This is a genomic window from Stenotrophomonas sp. YJH_SMC_17 (assembly GCF_059371655.1).
The window spans coordinates 57192-74166 of the sequence record NZ_JCAFUU010000001.1; the positions used below are offsets into that span (position 1 = coordinate 57192).

Below are 16975 nucleotides of genomic sequence, written 5' to 3' on the forward strand. Positions count from 1 at the left end.
CTGTAGTGCCGAGCCCACGCTCGGCTGCCTTCATCAATAGCGCCCCACCAGGTTCAGGTACCACCCCCGATGGGTGTAGTCGAACCTGGTCAGGTCGTCACTGAAGTCGGTGAAGTTGTAGCCGACGCCCACGCGGAAGTTGCGGCCGATATCGCGATCGACACCGGCCAGCCAACCCTGCCTGCGGCCGCCGTCACGCACGTCCAGCAGGCGATACTCCAGCAGGCCGTGCCACTGGTAGTACAGGTCGTAGCGCAGCTGGCCCGAAGCAAAGTTGGTGGCCGAATCGAACCACGGCCCCGTGCCACGCCCGTAGCGCACTTCGCCTTCGCGGCGCGCCGCCTTGGCCGCCACTTCCCAACGCTGGTCGATGCGGTAGACACCTTCCAGCGACAGCACCTGGGTGCGCTGGTCGTAGTCCACGCCGTTCACCTGGCCCATCGTCGACAGGTCGTACAGGTAGCTGTAACGACCGAACAGCGCCCAGCGATCGTTGTCCCACGGCCGGTAGGCGAAGCCCAGGTTGCCCTCGATGAAGCGCGCTCCCGCCACCGGGTTGATCGCATCGTCGGTGTCGGCGTAGTTGAAGCGCGCGGCGATCCGCCAGCTGTCGTTGAGACGATGGCTCAGGCGGTTGGTGCTGACCCATTGCGTGCGCCGCTCGGCACCCGTATCGCGACGCCATTCCAGCTTGCTCTGCCACTCGGTGCCCGGCGAGGTGCGACCACCGGACAGGCTGACTGCCTTGCGATCGACCTGGCCACTACTGGCGTCCAGCTTGCCGTTGCTCAGGGTGAAGCCCGCATTCCAGCCCACCACCGGATAGAAGTCCATGCCGAAAGTGTGCGCCAGGCCGGACTCCTGCCCGGATTTCAGGAACTGGCTTTCGTTGAACACATTGACCTGGTCAGACAGGCGCCAGCGCTGGCCCAGCGTCCAGCCATCCTGCGCGTTCGGGCTGAACAGCGGGTCGTACTCGCTACGGTCGGTGGACTGGGTGAACGCACCATAGAAGCTGTGCTGCGGGGTCAGCCGGTACTCGGCGTTGACCTGCGCGGCGGTGCCACGGTCGCCGTCGGAGACTTCTGCACCGACGGTGGACAGGTTGGCGAAGGTCCAGGTACCACCGGCCACCACCGCATCGTTGTCGGCGTAGCGGCCATGGTCATCGTCGACGGTCAGCTGGCCACCACCGTACACATCCAGCGACGTGCCGATGCGGTGCGAGTAGCGCGCCGCAGCCAGCACGCTGGCCACGTTGCCGCCAAGGCCACGGTCTTCCTGCACACGGCGCAGTTCGGCCGACAGGCGGTCGTTCTCGCCGATCCGCCATTCGGCCGTCGCCTGGGCCTGGATCAACGACTCATTGCCGCGCCGCGCCTCGCTGTAGCGCGCATACAGGCTGAAGTCGTCGGTCACGTAGCCCAGCAGCTCGGCGCCCTGCTCGCGCACGCGCTGGCCGGTATCGAAGCGGCCCACCGAGTAGCCGCCGTCCACCTGGCGCCACCAGGCACCGGCGTTCCAGTCGCGCTGGGTCCAGCCCAGTTCGCGAAGGTTGATGCGCGCTTCCACTGCGGTCGCCTCGCCTTCGCGCGGCCCCTCCGGATTGAGCCGGCTGAAGCTCAGACCACCGTTGTCGGAGAAGAACACCGGCGCACTGGTCGCTTCGCTGCGGCTGTGCTCGACCTTCAGATACGTGCCACGGCCGGCCTGCAGGGTCAGGTCGGCACCCTTCAGCGAATAGTCCTGACCGGAGCGCTGCTCGTCCACGTAGGTGGCGCCCACGGCCACGTGATCACCGAACCAGTGCTTGCCGCGCACGCCGGCAGTGATGTCGTCGCTGTCGAAGCCGGTCGGCACCCATTCGTAGTCGACGATCAGGCGTTGCTCATAGCCGTCCAGCGGCACGTCGCGGCTGATCCGGCGCAGGTTCTCGCGGCTGACCTGGGCCAGCGGCCGGGTCAGCAGGATGCGGCCCTGCAGGGCATCGATCTCGTAGTCGGCACCCCTCACCATCGGCACGCGCTGCTCCACGCGGCCGGTGGTGCGGTCACGGATTTCCAGCACCACCTGGTCCGAGCCACTGAGGATGCTGGCATGGCGCAGGTAGTACAGACTGCCGCCGGTACCGATGAACTCACTGTGGCCCGGCGCCGTTTCGGCCTGTGAACCGAACAGGCGCAGCTCGCTGCGCGCATCACCCCAGGCGTTGGCACCGCGCGAACGCCACGACAGCGCCGCACCGTACAGCGAGCGCACGTACTGCGCGTACTCGGTCCCGGTCAGGCCGGTGGTGTAGTTGCCCCACAGCGCCTGGTTCTTGTCCCAGTCCATGCGCAGGTAGAACCGGCCCATGCTGTCGACATCACGCTGGGTCAGCGAGTCATCGCCGTAGGTCGGGTAGTACAGGTCCGGGTCCAGGCTGCGGAACAGATCGCGCGGATCGGCCGTGGTGAACCCCGTGAACAGCTCGTCCAGCGGACGGTTCTGGGTATCGGCCTGTGCGGTCAGCAGGTAGCGGCCACGGGTCTTGGCCTTCAGGTAGAACGCCAGGCGGCCGTCACTGAGCACGTCATCATTGCGCTCGCCGCGGGCCAGGTCCTGCCCTGCCCCACTGGCCTTGTTCTGGTACACGGTGATGTCGGCCAGGCCGACGCCGAACAGGTACTGGCCGCTGACATCGACGTCCAGCGTGCGCACGATGGCCGGCGCATCCGGTCGCTCCACGCGCACGTCGAACGCATGATGGCCGATCGGCATCAGGTACTCGGCGGCGAACTTGCGATCCTGGTCCAGCGGATAGCTGTCGCCATTGATCTTCAGCGACGCCCACAGCGGCAGGTCGCGGCCACGCAGGCGCACCCGCGAGCCGTACACCGGGATGTTCTGCTGGCGCAGGCCATTGCCATCGAACACCTGCTGCAACAGCGACAACGAAGCTGCCTGGCTGGCGTCCACCGAGGTACCGCGGCGGTCTTCCAGCGCGTCACGCAACTGCTGGTTGCCGCGCTCGAATTCCGCAGGCGTCACCAGCTGCATCGACTGCGCGGTGGTTTCATCCACGTTGCCCTCGGCATCGAAGGCGCGCAGCACGTAGACCAGCCGGTCGCCGCGACGCAGCGGCGTCGAGGCAGGCAACGTGCCATCCCACACGCCCTGGGCAACAGCGGCCACCGGGAGTTCGAACGTCGCCAGTGCTGCCACACGGTCCGTGTCGCTGCCGCGGTAGACGCTGACCTCCAGCCGCTGGATGAAGGCGGTGTAGTTGCCGCGCACGTAGAACTCGACCGGCCGCACGATGCGGCCTTCGTCGAAAGCGACCATGCCCGGTGCGGAGACCGACAGTTCCGGCTGGCCCATCGCCGGGTCTTCGGTGGCCCAGATCGCGCCGCCTTCCGGCAGGCGGATCATGAACTCGCCACGCACGGTGGCCTTGCCCGGCTCATCGATCGCCAGGCTGACCCGGCGGTCCGGCTGCAGGGCCTGCGAGCTGGAACGCGTCGAGGTGCCCTCGGTCACCGGCTCGTCGTAGCTGCGCGAGCGCAGGCTGAACAACAGTTCGCCCTCGGCGTTGCACTGGTTGCCGTCACAACGGATCGGCGCCGGCTCAGTGGGCGGCGGCGCGGCCTGGGCGGCACCGGCCAGGCCGAGCAGCAGGGCCTGATACAGCGCAGCGCGCGGCAGGCGGGCCGCGCGGCGGGCGGCAGAGTGATGCGCGCTCATCGGCGTGCCTCCTGTTGGCGGGCAGCCGCACGGGTGGCGGCGCTCTCCTCGTTGCGGACGCGCAGGCGCTGCTGCACGGCGGGGCTGAGCTGGCTGCGCAGCGCCTCGAACACGGCGTTGGCACGGCGCAGGCCCAGCGCCTGGTTGTAGGCATGGCTGCCGCGCACATCGGTGTGGCCGACCAGGCTGACCTGGCCGCCGCCCATAGCCTCAAGGCGCGCGGCGATGGCGGCCAGCAACGGCTTGAACCCGTCGCGTACGTTGGCCTTGTCGGTATCGAACAGCACGTTGCCCAGCAGCGCACCACCGGCATCCACTCCGGCGAGCAGCGAGTGCGGATCACGCACCTCGGTGCGCAGCTGCACGGTCAGGCCCGCACGCGCACTTTCCGCGACCTCGGCCTGCAGCGCATCGCGCACCACCGCAGCGCGGGCGAAGGCCAGCGCCTGGCTTTCGCCATTGGCGGCGATCACCACGTCGCCGCCCTGGTAGCGGTCGACCACCTCGGCCATCTTCTTCAGCACCGGGCGATAGTTGGCTTGCAGCTCGCTGCTGCCCGGTGCGAACAGCACCTCGCCCAACGCGATCTCCATGCGCTCGGCGGCGGCCTGCGGCGACGGCGGCAAGCGCACGCCGAAGCTGAAGCGGGTCGGCACGCCCTGCGTCACCCGCCGCAGCAGCGGATTCTCGGTGGTCAGTTCAGCACCGGCCGGCAGCGTGGCCGGGTCCAGCTTGATGATGAAGTTGCGGCCCAGGCGCGCGTCACCTCCGTGCACGTCAGCCAGGTGGTAGCGCCCGAACGGATCAGTCTCCACCAGCAGGCCTTCCACCGTGGCCAGACGCACACCGGGGATGCCCTGCTCCTGGATGCCTTCGTTGCCGATCACATAAGCCACTTCGTAACCCTCGGCGACACGGGCGATCTCGCGGCGCACGGTCGGCTCGGCCGCGGTCAGGCCCTTGCCGGCGTCACCGCTGCGTTCCACGCGCGTGGCGCCCTGTGCGTCCATCCGCAGGCGATGGCCCTGAGCGCTTTCCAGCACGAAGTCATCGCTGAAGGACAGTTCGCGCAGGCGCTGGCGCAGCACTACCTGATGGGCCTCGGCGGTGTCGGACGTCGACGCGCGACCCTGCACCACGCCAATCTGCACCCCGTGCAGCAGCGGCGCGCTGGCATCGGCCAGCGGCTGCGGACCTTCGCCGCTATCCAGCGTGGTCGAACCCGGCACGTAGGCCGCAGCAGCGAATCCGCCCTGCACGCGCACGCCGCTCAGCTCGGCACTGTCCTGCCAGCCATCACCGTCGCGGTCATCGAACACGGTACCGAACACCAGGCTGTCTTCCAGCAACGGATCGGCATCCATGGCCACCTCGGCGGTGGCGATGTTCGACAGCGGCGTGCCATCGTCAGCCGTGGCCACGGCCTGGTTCACGTGGTTGCCCGCGCGCACGCCGGCGCCCACCCGCAACAGGTAGGTGATGGTCGCGCTGCGGCCCACGGCAATGTCCACCGCACCGATGCGCAGCGGTACCTGGCTGCTGGCCAGCGAGAACGCACCGTCATCATCGGCCACGCGCATCGAGCCATCGACATAGCTGAAGCCCGGCGGCGGGGTGTCGACCACCACGCCATCACGCCAATGGCTGCCGCCCACGTTCTCGACCACCAGCTGGTAGCGCACCAGGTCGCCCACCTTCACCCGGCGCGGGCTGGCGGTCTTGGTGATGCGCAGGGCGAAGTCGGACACCACCTTGTGGCGCGTCTCGCAGGTCGTGCAGTCCGGCGGCGGCGAGCCATCCGGATATTGTCCGCGCAAGCGGTTCAGCACCTCGGTGCGGGCCTCCTGGTTGACCACGGCCTGGTAGACAAATTCGTGGCGACCGATCGAGGTACCCGTCGGCACCGTGCAGACGATGTCGGGCCCCTGCTGGACGCATCCGGCCGGCAGGCTTTCGATGCTCAAGCCGGTGTCCGGCGTATCAACCAGCTGCAGCGGCTGGCGCAGCGCCGCCCGCTCGACCGTGGCCACCAGCGTATAGCGCAGGCGGTCGCCCGGTCGCACTTCGGTGCCGCTGGCAGGTCCGGACTGCTTCTCCAGCACCACGCGCGGTTCGGCCAGCGCGTGCTCGGTGCTGCAGTCACCGCTGCACGTGGGCGTGTCACCGCCGGTGCCGAGTACGGCATTGCGCACGCTGCCGCTGGCCTGGGCATTGACCAGCGCGCGGTAGCCCAGCGTATAGGTGCCCGGCGCAGTACCAGCCGGCAGCGTGCAGACCAGCGGATTGCTGGCATTGCAGGTGAACGACCCCGGTTGGGTGACCGACTGCAGGTCCAGGCCGGTGCCCAGGGTATCGGTCAGGGTCAGCGTATCGAGGGTCTGCGAGTTGGCGACCGTCACTTCGACGCTGTAGTCCACGGCATCGCCCACGCCCACCGGAGCGACGGTGGTCGACTGCTTGCGGTATGTCACCACCGCCGACAGCACCGGCGTGGTGGTGCCGCAGTTGCTGGAGCAGGTATTGATGCCGGTGCCACTGCCGAGCACGGCATTGCTGACGCTGCCCTTGGCCTGCGCGTTCACCCGCGCGGTGTACTCCACCGTGTAGGTGCCCGGTACCGTGCCGACCGGCAGCGTGCACACCAGCGGATTGGCGGCATTGCAGGCAAAGCCCTGGCTGGCGGTCACCGCACCGAAGTCCAGGCCGGGGCCCATCGTATCGGTGAGGGTGAACACCGTCGTGGTGCGCGAGTTGCTGACCACCGCGGTCAGTGTGTAGGCGATGCTGTCACCCACCTTCACCGAACCGGCTGCGGCCGAGGTCTTGCGGTAGTCGATCGCGCTGCCGGTCACCGGCGTGGTGGTACCGCAGTTGGCGGTACACGACGGGTTGTCACCACCGCTGCCGAGCACGGCGTTGGTGACCTGCCCAGTGGCCTGTGCATTCACCACGGCGGTGTAGGTCACGCTGTAGCTGCCCGGCACGGTTCCCGCCGGCAGGGTGCACACCAGCGGATTGGCCGCATTGCAGGTGTAGGCACCCGCACTGGTCACCGCGCCGAAGTCGAGGCCGGTACCCAGGGTATCGGTCAGGGTGACCACATCGGTGGTGCGCGAGTTGGTCACCACCGTGGTCAGGGTGTAGGTCAGGCGATCACCCACCGCAACCGGGCCGGTGCTGTTCACCGACTTGGCGTAGCTTACGCCCGGCGTCGCCACCGGGGTGGTGGTGTCACAGTTCACGCTGCACGACGGATTGTCGGTGCCGCTGCCGAGCACGGCGTTGCGCACGCTGCCGCTGGCCTGCGCGTTGACGGTGGCGCCATAGGTCAGGCTGTAGGTACCCGGCAAGGTGCCGGCCGGCAGCGTGCACACCAGAGGATTGGCGGCGTTGCAGGTAAAGACGCCCGCGCTGCTGACACCCGCGAAGTCGAGACCGCTGCCCAGCGTATCGGTCAGGGTGACCACGGCACTGGTGCGCGCACGCGTCACGGTTGCAGTCAGGGTGTAGTCGATGCGGTCACCCACCCGTACCGGTCCACCGGTGGACGCCTGCTTGGCATAGACCACCTGCGCGGCGGCCATCGGCGTGGTGGTATCGCACGCACCCACGCAGGACGGGTTGTCGGTGCCGCTGGGCACCACCGCGTTGCGCACCTGGCCACTGGCCTGCGCGTTGACCACGCCGGTGTACGAGAACGCATAGCTGCCCGGCACCGTGCCGGCCGGCAGCGTGCAGACCAGCGGATTGCCCGGCACGCAGCTGAAGCTGCCGGCGCTGGTGACGCTGCCGAAGTCCAGGCCGGTGCCCAGCGTATCGGTGAGGGTGGTGACCGCCGTGGTGCGCGAGTCGGCCACCAGCACGGTGACGGTGTAGGCGACGCTGTCACCGATGGCAACCGGGCCGGCGGTGCTGCTGGCCTTGGACACCGAGATGCGCGGTACCGCCACCGGCGTGGTGGTGGTGCAGTTGCTGCTGCAGGTGGGCGTATCGGTACCGGTGCCGACCACGGTGTTGACCACCTGGCCACTGGCCTGGGCATTCACGGTGGCCGTGTAGCTCAGGCTGTAGGTGCCGGGCACGGTGCCTGCCGGCAGCGTGCACACCAACGGATTGGCCGCATTGCAGGTGAACGCACCCGGGCTGTTGACGCTGGCGAAATCCAGGCCGGTGCCCAGGGTGTCGGTCAGGGTCAGCACATCGCGGGTATTGCCGTCGGCCACGGTGACATCCACCGTGTAGCTGACGGTCGCGCCCACAGCGACCGGGCCGGTGGTGTTCGAGCGCTTGGCATAGCTCACCCGTGTCACCGGCACGGTCACATCGCTGCGCGTGCAGTGGTCAACGTCGGTGCAGCTGCTGCCGGGTACCGGCGGATTGCCGTTGTTGAAGGGATCGTAGCCGCCGCCCACGCCGGCATGGTTGGTCAGCACGCCGGTAGCAGCAGCGGTGACCGTCACCGGCAATGTGAAGGCCGAGCTGGAGCCGGCGCTGCCGGCTGCGGCCAGCACCTGGCTGCTGGTGCAGGTCACGTCCTGGCCACTGGCCGTACAGCTCCAGCTGCCGCTCACATGGACACCCGTCCAGTTCGGCACGATCCCGGCCGGCAGCTGGTCACGAACCGTGATCACACCCGCCGGCACGTTCGGCGGATTGCCCGTCGGCACATCGGTGGTGTTGCTGACGGTCAGGGTATAGTTGGTGCCTGCCTGGCCATAGTTCCAGACGCCACCCGTCGCGTTGTTGCCCTTCACCACCTTCAGCGACGGCGCGGTGATGATGACCCGGTGGTCTTCCACTTCGCCATCATCGGCCACGCCGGTCGGGTTCTGGATCTGCGTGGCGTTGGTGGCGTAACGCAGGCGCACGTAGCTGGTGCCGGCGCTGACCGCGGCCGGCACGGTCCAGCTCAGGTTGGCCTGGCTACCGCTGCACAGCGCGGTGTTGCTGCGCTCGTTGGCATCGAACTGGCCATTGCGGTTGAAGTCGATCCAGCCGGCCACGCTGCCATTGCCAACGCAGGCCACCGGCTGGTTGATCACGGTACCGGCCTGCATCACGGTCAACCGGTAGTTGCTCGGCCACCCGTCTTCCTCGCGGCTGCCCGCTACCGGCGAGTTGTCGTCGCCCAGTGCATCGGCGCTGTAGGTGCTGCGCTGTTCGGTGTCCGGGCCCAGGCTGCCGAGGAAGTCGGTCAGCGGCGGCGCCAGGCCACCGGGCGTGTAGCCGGCGGTGTTGATGTTGAAGTTGCTGGCGTTCTGCGGAATGCCGTCGGAGCGGAACTGCAGGTCGTCCACCACGTGCATCGCATCGCCGTAGCTCTGCGGGGCGTCACCGAAGTCGGCATACGGCACCAGCAGGCCAATGGCGATGGCCGTGGTGCCGCCGCCGCGCATCGAGAAGCCCATGTTCACCGCCAGGTTGCCCGGCGCGTGTGCGGCGTTGTCGAAACTGAGGAACGTGACCGCCGCCGTGTTGTCGTCGTTGCCCGGACCGAAGCGGATCACCTGGTTGGCACCACTGGTCGACTTGTTCACCAGATAGGGCGTGGCATTGGCCAGGTTCTTGCGGACCTCGACCACGTTCCAGGTGCCCTGCGCACTGGCCTCGACGAATTCGCCGCTGTTGTTGATCGATTCGGCGTCGGCCATCACCACGCCGCGCAGGCGGTACGGCGCACCGCCCAAGGTCGACGTGCAGGTAATGCTGAAGCTGGAGGTGCCACTGGCACGCGCGATGCCGGCGATCAGCTGGTTGCTGGTGCCGGTGCCGCCGATGTTGTACAGGTCGTCAAGGCTGTCGCCGCCGAAGCTGCCGGGGCGATAGCTGCGCAGCACATTGGTCTCGGCCGTGTTCAGACGGCAATCGACGCGCAGGTTCACCCCGGCGGCGACCGGCATGTCGATGGACGACGTCGCGCCATCGTTGAGCACGACGTTGTTCACGCCATTGGCGCCGCCACCCCAGGTCAACCACAGCACCGTGTTGCGATACGGGCTACTACCACCAGTGGCATAGGCCGCAGCCCAGGCCATCGAAGGCACCAGCATCGCCAACAGCAGCAACAGACTGCTCGCCATCCAGCGGCGCAGCTGCAGGTACTGAAGGTTTTTTCCGGAATGAACGCATCCACCGCCCGCGCGGATGCGCGACGTCGTCGACTGCCACATGTTGATTCCCCCGCTCAGCCCGCAAAGGGGCCGAAGTTCATTTGGGTGTCCTGGGACGAAATCCCGGCACCGGCGGCGCACGCAACTACGTGTTCTGCCGGCTCCGTAGCACCTGCCTTGGTCCCTGCACCCGGTTGGTTGGGCACACACATCTGTGATCAAGTTAACACATTTTAGACAAATGTGTGACCTGCATCACATTAATGTTTGCCAACTCTGGCGCCTGTTGCTTGACCACAGTTGTAGCAACCGGGCACGGGCGGCCCGTGCACGGTTCCGGCAGTCGCATCGCCCTTTCCGGCAAGTCGCCATGCAAATTCGGCGCGCCCATTGCCTGGCGGAAGCGGAAGCGTGGTCAAGCGCGCGCTCGGTGGCGTCAGCGAGGAACTGCTCGCTTAAGCTCCAGCGCCGTTGTCTGTGCGGCATTGATGCCGCCCTGCCCCGCACAGCGGTACCCGGTCAGTGACTGCCCGGTATGCCGCCGGAAGTAGCGGCACAGGTAGGACGCATCCTCGAAGCACAGGCGCTCGGCAATACGACCGATCGGCAGCTCGCTATAGCTCAGCAGTGCCTTGAGCTCCAGCACCACCTGACGGTCGATCAACGCGTTCGGCGTCTCACCGAAGCACTCGCGCGTGAGCTGTGAAAGGTAAAACGGGGAGATGCACAGAGCCTCGGCAACAACGGCACATCCAACGGCGACGGCACGCAATGCGGATGCGCGTGCAGGAATTTGAACAGTGCATTCGGCAGTACGAAGGCCACCTCCGACGCCAGCGCCTTCGGCATCAGGCAGATCAGTGCCAGGAACCCACGGGAGCGCTGCCGCAGCAGCGCCAAGGTGTCCTCTGCCAGGACCAGCACATCGTGCCGCCGCACCGCGACCTCACGGAAATTCAATGCCAGGCGCGCACGCCCGGACACGCACACCAGCACCGCCAGCTACGCGTGTCCGAACGACAGCGGAACACCCAACCCTTCAGCCAGCGTGCTGACCTCCAGGCGCATGGATTCGTCCTGATCCAGAAGCTGGGGAATGCGGTCCATGGGCCGATTCAGCCGTCAGCGCGCTGCATGAACAGCAGGTCCGGCGTGGAGGTGGCCTCCACCGGCTGGAAACCGAGATCGCGATAGAGGGCGAGCGCGGGGGCGTTGTCACAATAGACGCGCAGGGTCAGCCGCCGCACGCCCGGCGATCGCAGGGCCTCGGCGCTCAGCGCCTGCATGAGCGAGCGCCCCAGGCCACGCCCGCGCATCAACGGTGAAACAAGGATGCGGCCCAGGTGCGCGGTGCTGGCGTCGGTCAGCCAGTACTGGCCAAAGCCCAGGCAATCATCGCGCTCGCCCAGCAGCACCCAGCCGGGGCGCGCCTCAAGTTCAAGCGCCTGCGCGAACCGCGGCGGTGGCAAGGGAAAGGGCACGCCGGGGCCCGCCCAACGCTGGGTGGCCGCTGCCGAATCGAGCCAACCGGCGATGGTGGCGTAATGCAAAGGCTGGACAGGACGAAAATTCGGTTCCATGACACGCATGTTGCGCGATTCCTGCCGGACCTGCACGCTGCCCGGTGGCACCTGATATTTGTCATAGGACAATAAACAATTCCGGACATCCAGCTGCCGCCGCCTGGCAGCGCCCTCTCATCCCCGCCGGGGAGATCCCATGTTCAAAGGCCTCAGCGCATTTCCCCTCACTCCCCTCTCTGAATCCGGCATCGATCTCCGGGCCTTTGCGGGACTGGTCGAGCGCCTGGCGGGTTCGGGCGTTGATTCGATGGGCATCCTGGGCTCCACCGGCAGCTATGCCTATCTTGAGAAGCACGAACGCAAGCGCGTACTGCGCGAAGCGCTCGCCCACGCCGGGGACGTGCCGGTCATCGCCGGCATCGGCGCACTACGCACCCGGGATGTGCTGGAGCTGGCACGCGATGCCGAAGATGCCGGTGCGCATGGCCTGCTGCTCGCGCCCGTGTCCTACCAGCTGCTGAAGGAGCATGAGGTCTACACGCTCTTCGAATCAGTCTGCGCAGCGGTGCGCACGCCGATCTGCGTCTACGACAACCCCGTTGCCACCCGCTTCCGGTTCACCAATGAACTGCATGGGCGCATCGCCGCCCTGCCCAACATCGCCTCGATCAAGATCCCGCGCCTCTCCGATGACCCGGCGGAGGCCGCAGCTCGCGTATCGGCGCTGCGCGCCTGCATTCCGGCGCACGTCACCCTCGGCATCAGCGGCGATGCCGCTGCCGTTCACGGGCTGGCCGCAGGCTGCGACGGCTGGTACTCGGTGATGGGCGGACTGTTCCCCGAGGTGGCACTGCAGATCACCCGTGCAGCGCTTGGCGGCAAGATGGCCGCTGCGCAGGCGTTGTCCCAGCGGCTTGCGCCGCTCTGGGCGCTGTATGACCGGTTTGGTGGAATCCGCGTCATGGCATGTGCCGCGGCGCTGTTGGGGCTGTGTGGTGAAGACAGTCTGCCGTTGCCGTTGCAGGGGCTGCGTGGAAATGATCGGGCGCTTGTGGCCGACGCGCTGGAGACGCTTGGATTGCGGCAGCGACGCGCGTAGCGGAACTGCCTCACGCAGGACGCCGCCGCAGTCAACGGCGGCGTCCCGTCACTGCCTTACTGGCAGACGTACTCGCGCGCCGACTCGATGGTGTCCACGTCGAGCTCTTCGTACTGGATCTCGACGGTTTCCATGCTGGTGGAAGTGACTACCGCGCGCGCACCAAGATTGCACGCCGCCGGCAGTCCGCCGGCCTGGACCTGGCCGTTGATCGCATACGCCAGTCCATAGCAGACAGAACCAAGCTGGAATGGGTTGACGCCGCAGGCCATGACCTGCTCATTGGACAGCCCGCTGGAGGCGGTGTAATTAGCCGTCCAGCCGCTGGAGGCATCGTTGGCGCAGCTGCCCGGATAGCCCTGGATCGGCGCAGTGCCATTGGTACAGGTGTGCTGGGTGAAGCTGCCGAAGAAGCTGAATTTGAGGTATGCGGTGCGGCCGGTCTCGACCCATTGCGCAGCAGCGGCGTTCTGGGCGAATGCGGACAGGCCGAGCAGGCACAGCGCTGCGGCGGCGAGAGGTTTCAATCCTTTCAACATGACTATCGTCCTCGGAATTGGCGTAGTGCACGCCTCATGCGTGCCAACCGAGTCTACCCAGCATGTCCGCCGGTAAATATGACAGGCCACGCAGTCTGGGCCTGTCGGAAGGAGCGATGGCGTCAGCAGCATCAATGGCTCTGACAGCACCTGCACCCATCGCGTGCCGGACAGTCTTCTGCGGCCGGCGCGGCTCCACTACTTTTCTGATCCGCGCCACTTTAATTGCCACGCCTGTGCGGCCCATTGCGATTCGCTCAATCATCAGCGCTGACTGCTAAGACAGACCTGCCGCACCCCGGTCAGGAAGCCCTCTAGGCATTTCCCTACGATCCGGCAAGTAGTTATCCGATTGCAGGCATCCGCGCCCGCTGAGACCTTCCAGCTGCCCTCTGGGCATTCATCAACTTGACAATGGAGTGATCATGAAGATCCAAAGTGTCTTGTTTGGTTTGATCGTTGCGGCCGCTGGAGCGGCCGGAACCCTAGGCGTTGCACCTGCTGCCAATGCCGCTTCCTTCCACACTTCGTGCGTCCCCAGCGGCGGTGGAATGGCCCGATGCACCCAGACCTTCTGTCACGAGGGGAACTGCTGGGTCACCGACACCTGGTCGCAGCCGATGCGTGAAGTCATCGAGTTCCAGTAACTTCCCGGCGCAGCGGTAGTTGCCGCTGCGCTTCTCAACGAAGTACGGAAACTCCTGCAAGCCTGATCTCTGGGCAGGTTGTTCAGACACCGGTCGATCCGAATCGACGTGGAAATGTCGAGGGCGGGGGCTGGGAGTCTGGTCATGTGGCCCTTGAGGACCGCTGCGAAGCCACTGTGATGCTCAAAAGAAAGCCCGCCAGAAGCGGGCTGCTTATTGAAAGCGATTCTTCGAGGTGAGGATCGCGCTACCGCGCGAAGAATATCGCCATGACGATGATCCCAACGACAAGAACGAAGAACCCTCCGATCGCTGCGGCGTGGCTTTCTTGGACATGTGCCTCCTGGAGCAGAACCCGCGTCCGCTGTTCGATCTCACAGGCCATTGCATTTGTCTCTTCGGTGTACAGCTCCCAGAAGCGGATAGCGTCGTCCTCCGACATACCTCCAGCCAGCACCTTTGCACGATCCATCTGATCAAGGGCTGTGCGCTTGCCCACGGGATGTGGAGCCTCTCTCGCCGGCAGGAAGTCCTTCGGACTAGTCCTGTTGCGGTGAACCCGGGCCAGGGCGCCGGTCCCCTCGCAGACATGTCCTGCAGCCGCTGGTCCAGTCGTTCCATGCCAGCGAAGACGTCACCTCAAGTCACAGGGAGGCAACTGCGCAGTAGCGAAGCTCAAGTTCCTGGCCACTGGAACAAAGCCTCTCAGGAGCGTTATTCCTGAAAGAGAACGACTCCTTCAGCGTCGACTGCACCGCGCACGGGTCATTCTTTCGACTCAGATCACCACAGCGCAGCGTATTGTGCTGAGGGACAGCTGGAAACGCGGCTGGAAAGCAGGAGTGCTACACCACGGCACCATCAGGCGGAATGCAGTCGGCGTGGCCGATCAGGACGCATGGCGCAACGCAACCCTACGTCATTGATTCATGGTGACCCCGGCCCGATTCGAACGGGCGACCTTCCCCTTAGGAGGGGGACGCTCTATCCAGCTGAGCTACGGGGCCATTGGCAGCGGCACAGGATACCGCGTCCGGCTGAATGGACCAAGCGGGCGTCGTTCTGCACAGCCCATGAAGTGGATATGCTGGCCCGCCGCGACCCGTTGTGAACTGGATGTCCGACGTCTGGCGAATCCTCTCCGCCCTTGGCGACAGCCGCTGGCTGCTGCCCATGGCCTTGGTGCTGCTGATCACGCTGCCGCGCCCCGATGCGCGCCTGAAATGGCGATGGCTGCTTGCCATCGCCGTCACCGCCGGTGTCACGCTTGCCTCAAAGCTGGCCTTCATGGGCTGGGGGATTGGCATCAAGAGCATGCACTTCACCGGCTTCTCCGGGCACGCCGCCATGTCCAGCGTGGCCTACCCCGTGGTGGGTGCCCTGTTGGCCGGTGCGGATCGGCGCGCACGCGCGGTCGGCGTCACCTCAGGCTGCCTGCTGGCTGCAGCCATCGCATGGTCGCGCATTCCGTTGCAGGCCCACAGCCTGTCCGAGGTCATTGCAGGGCTGGTACTGGGCCTGGGAAGCGCCACTTGGGCGTTGCGCGCGTGCCATACAACGCGACGGCCGGCGGCCACCATCCTGCTCCTTGCGGCACTGGCCGGAATGGCCTTGCCGCTCAGCCTGCCAGACCTGCATACGCACAAGGCCGTGATCGCGCTGGCGAAAACACTGTCGGGACGCGCGGAAATCTTCCCGCACTACTGAGAACTGTCGACTGGACTCCACAATTTCTTCACTTTCCTTGACAGGGGAAATGCGGATTGGCCACCATAGCGGTGGAAAAAATTTACCTCACGGAGTAGGAGACCCCGTAGATGAAGAAGATGATTGCCGCTCTGGCCCTGCTGGGTCTGTCCTCGCCTGTGTTCGCCCAGGAAGTTCCGGCTGTGGAAGCCTCGTCCGAAACCACCGTGGCGACCAGCGCCGCCGGTGCAGAGGCGGCGGGCATTTCCACCGCCGCCATTGTCGGCACCAGCGTCATTGCCGTCGCAGCGGGCGCAGTGCTGTACAGCGTGGCCGGTGACAGCTCCAGCGGTGAGCGCGACAACGGTGGCAACGACGGCACCGGCGGCACCGGCGGTACCGGTGGCACCGGCGGTACCGGTGGCACTGGCGGTACGGGCGGCACCGGCGGCACCGGCGGCTGATCCAGCCCGAGCCTGCCCCAAGCCCTCGCCGGACCCCGGCGAGGGTTTTTTATGCCCGATTTTCTCTCGATATGGCCATGACCAAGACGCACTTTCGAATCGCTGCCGCGCTGCTGGCGGCCTCTGTCCTGCCCGGCTGCATGTGGGCCCCCGGGCAACATCTGCGCAGCTCTGAACTGATCCGCTCCCAGACCAGCGACGACGGTCAGCTGCAGCTGGTGCCGATCACTGCCAAGCTCATCGCGATGGATGCCGCGTCCGAAAGTGAGCAGTCACTGCCCGAAGCCCTTCTGAATTACGCCCCCGGCCAGTACCGCATCGGCATCGGCGACTCGCTGTACATCACCGTCTGGGATCACCCGGAACTGACCGTGCCAGCGGGCCCCCAGCAGACGCCGAATCTGGCTGGCCGCACCGTGCAGAGCGACGGCTCGTTCTTCTACCCCTACATCGGCGTGGTCGAGGCCGATGGCAAGACCCCCAGCCAGGTCCGCGAAGAAGTGGCACGCCGCTTGGCCAAGTACATCGAATCGCCGCAGGTCGACGTTTCCGTGCTGACCTACGCCAGCAAGCGCGTGTGGGTAACCGGTGCGGCGCAGCAGTCGACACCGGTCACGCTCGGTACCGCACCCCTTACGCTGTCCGATGCGATCAGCCAGGCCGGCCTCAGTTCGGCCGGAGCCGACCTGTCCGGCGTGCAGCTCAGCCGTGACGGCGCCAGTTACACGATCGATCTTGAAGCACTGGCCTCCCGCTACGGTGGTCGTCAGATCTACCTGAAGGACGGCGACTCGATCTACGTGCCCTTCCTGGATCGCAAGGAAATCTTTGTTGTCGGCGAAGTCGGGCAGCCCGGCGCCTTCAGCTTCCGCACGGGCGACGTGACGCTGAACCAGGCCATCGGCCGTGCGCGCGGACTCAGCCAGACCACCGCCAACGGCAAGGCCGTCTACGTCATCCGCGGATCGAGCAATCTGCTGGAACAACCCTCGGTGGTCTACCAGCTTGACGCGCAGTCACCGGCCGCATTCGCTGTCGGCAGCCAGTTCCACCTGGTGCCTGGCGACGTGGTGTTTGTCGGTGCAGCCGGCGTGACGCGCTGGAGCCGCTTCGTGAACCAGCTGCTGCCGTTCACCTCGATCCTGAGCAATGCTGCAAGCGCACGCAACGATCTGAGCAACTGA

10 protein-coding genes, 1 tRNA gene and 1 pseudogene are annotated in these 16975 nt (G+C 66.3%); 5 read left to right on the forward strand and 7 right to left on the reverse strand.

The window, feature by feature from the left end; translation table 11 throughout:
- Positions 1-33 precede the first annotated feature (33 nt).
- The 4 genes and pseudogenes from AC5P8Z_RS00250 to AC5P8Z_RS00265 form a co-directional block, all read right to left on the reverse strand.
- The gene (locus tag AC5P8Z_RS00250; protein ID WP_495227690.1) at positions 34-3723 is read right to left on the reverse strand and encodes a TonB-dependent receptor; all 3690 of its coding nucleotides are present in this window, start codon (positions 3721-3723) and stop codon (positions 34-36) included.
- Positions 3720-9803 (reverse strand): CshA/CshB family fibrillar adhesin-related protein, encoded by a 6084-nt coding sequence (locus AC5P8Z_RS00255; protein WP_495227691.1) that lies wholly within the window; start codon positions 9801-9803, stop codon positions 3720-3722. Before AC5P8Z_RS00255 ends, AC5P8Z_RS00250 begins: the two co-directional genes overlap by 4 nt.
- A gap of 466 nt (positions 9804-10269) precedes the next feature.
- Positions 10270-10940, reverse strand: a pseudogene (locus AC5P8Z_RS00260) (helix-turn-helix transcriptional regulator).
- Between the two features lie 8 nt (positions 10941-10948).
- A complete protein-coding gene (locus AC5P8Z_RS00265) occupies positions 10949-11413 on the reverse strand; it encodes a GNAT family N-acetyltransferase (RefSeq protein ID WP_495228302.1) in 465 nt (154 codons plus the stop codon).
- A 139-nt stretch (positions 11414-11552) separates the two neighbouring features.
- Between AC5P8Z_RS00265 and AC5P8Z_RS00270 the strand changes: the two genes are divergently transcribed.
- Positions 11553-12455 carry a dihydrodipicolinate synthase family protein gene (locus AC5P8Z_RS00270; RefSeq protein WP_495227695.1) on the forward strand — a complete coding sequence of 301 codons (903 nt, stop codon included), beginning with the start codon at positions 11553-11555 and terminating at the stop codon, positions 12453-12455.
- 56 nt (positions 12456-12511) lie between these two features.
- On the opposite strand, the gene AC5P8Z_RS00275 is transcribed toward AC5P8Z_RS00270, so the two are convergent.
- Positions 12512-12982 (reverse strand): hypothetical protein, encoded by a 471-nt coding sequence (locus AC5P8Z_RS00275; protein ID WP_495227698.1) that lies wholly within the window; start codon positions 12980-12982, stop codon positions 12512-12514.
- Between the two features lie 437 nt (positions 12983-13419).
- Between AC5P8Z_RS00275 and AC5P8Z_RS00280 the strand changes: the two genes are divergently transcribed.
- Positions 13420-13641 (forward strand): hypothetical protein, encoded by a 222-nt coding sequence (locus AC5P8Z_RS00280; protein ID WP_495227699.1) that lies wholly within the window; start codon positions 13420-13422, stop codon positions 13639-13641.
- A 247-nt stretch (positions 13642-13888) separates the two neighbouring features.
- On the opposite strand, the gene AC5P8Z_RS00285 is transcribed toward AC5P8Z_RS00280, so the two are convergent.
- Both AC5P8Z_RS00285 and AC5P8Z_RS00290 read right to left on the reverse strand, forming a co-directional pair.
- Positions 13889-14140 (reverse strand): hypothetical protein, encoded by a 252-nt coding sequence (locus tag AC5P8Z_RS00285; RefSeq protein WP_495227700.1) that lies wholly within the window; start codon positions 14138-14140, stop codon positions 13889-13891.
- A 431-nt stretch (positions 14141-14571) separates the two neighbouring features.
- Positions 14572-14648: transfer RNA gene (locus AC5P8Z_RS00290), tRNA-Arg, on the reverse strand.
- A gap of 109 nt (positions 14649-14757) precedes the next feature.
- Between AC5P8Z_RS00290 and AC5P8Z_RS00295 the strand changes: the two genes are divergently transcribed.
- The 3 genes from AC5P8Z_RS00295 to AC5P8Z_RS00305 all read left to right on the forward strand — a co-directional run bounded on the left by AC5P8Z_RS00295 (position 14758) and on the right by AC5P8Z_RS00305 (position 16975).
- On the forward strand, positions 14758-15348 hold the full coding sequence (locus AC5P8Z_RS00295) for a phosphatase PAP2 family protein (RefSeq protein WP_495227701.1): 591 nt from the start codon (positions 14758-14760) through the stop codon (positions 15346-15348).
- A 110-nt stretch (positions 15349-15458) separates the two neighbouring features.
- Positions 15459-15791 (forward strand): hypothetical protein, encoded by a 333-nt coding sequence (locus AC5P8Z_RS00300; protein WP_495227702.1) that lies wholly within the window; start codon positions 15459-15461, stop codon positions 15789-15791.
- 77 nt (positions 15792-15868) lie between these two features.
- A complete protein-coding gene (locus tag AC5P8Z_RS00305; RefSeq protein WP_495227703.1) occupies positions 15869-16975 on the forward strand; it encodes a polysaccharide biosynthesis/export family protein in 1107 nt (368 codons plus the stop codon).

Coding starts and splice junctions, on each gene's coding strand:
- AC5P8Z_RS00305 (WP_495227703.1), top strand. CDS start 15,869: ATGACCAAGACGCACTTTCGAATCGCTGCCGCGCTGCTGGCGGCCTCT.
- AC5P8Z_RS00300 (WP_495227702.1), top strand. CDS start 15,459: ATGAAGAAGATGATTGCCGCTCTGGCCCTGCTGGGTCTGTCCTCGCCT.
- AC5P8Z_RS00295 (WP_495227701.1), top strand. CDS start 14,758: ATGTCCGACGTCTGGCGAATCCTCTCCGCCCTTGGCGACAGCCGCTGG.
- AC5P8Z_RS00250 (WP_495227690.1), bottom strand. CDS start 3,723: ATGAGCGCGCATCACTCTGCCGCCCGCCGCGCGGCCCGCCTGCCGCGC.
- AC5P8Z_RS00280 (WP_495227699.1), top strand. CDS start 13,420: ATGAAGATCCAAAGTGTCTTGTTTGGTTTGATCGTTGCGGCCGCTGGA.
- AC5P8Z_RS00255 (WP_495227691.1), bottom strand. CDS start 9,803: ATGGCGAGCAGTCTGTTGCTGCTGTTGGCGATGCTGGTGCCTTCGATG.
- AC5P8Z_RS00265 (WP_495228302.1), bottom strand. CDS start 11,413: ATGGAACCGAATTTTCGTCCTGTCCAGCCTTTGCATTACGCCACCATC.
- AC5P8Z_RS00270 (WP_495227695.1), top strand. CDS start 11,553: ATGTTCAAAGGCCTCAGCGCATTTCCCCTCACTCCCCTCTCTGAATCC.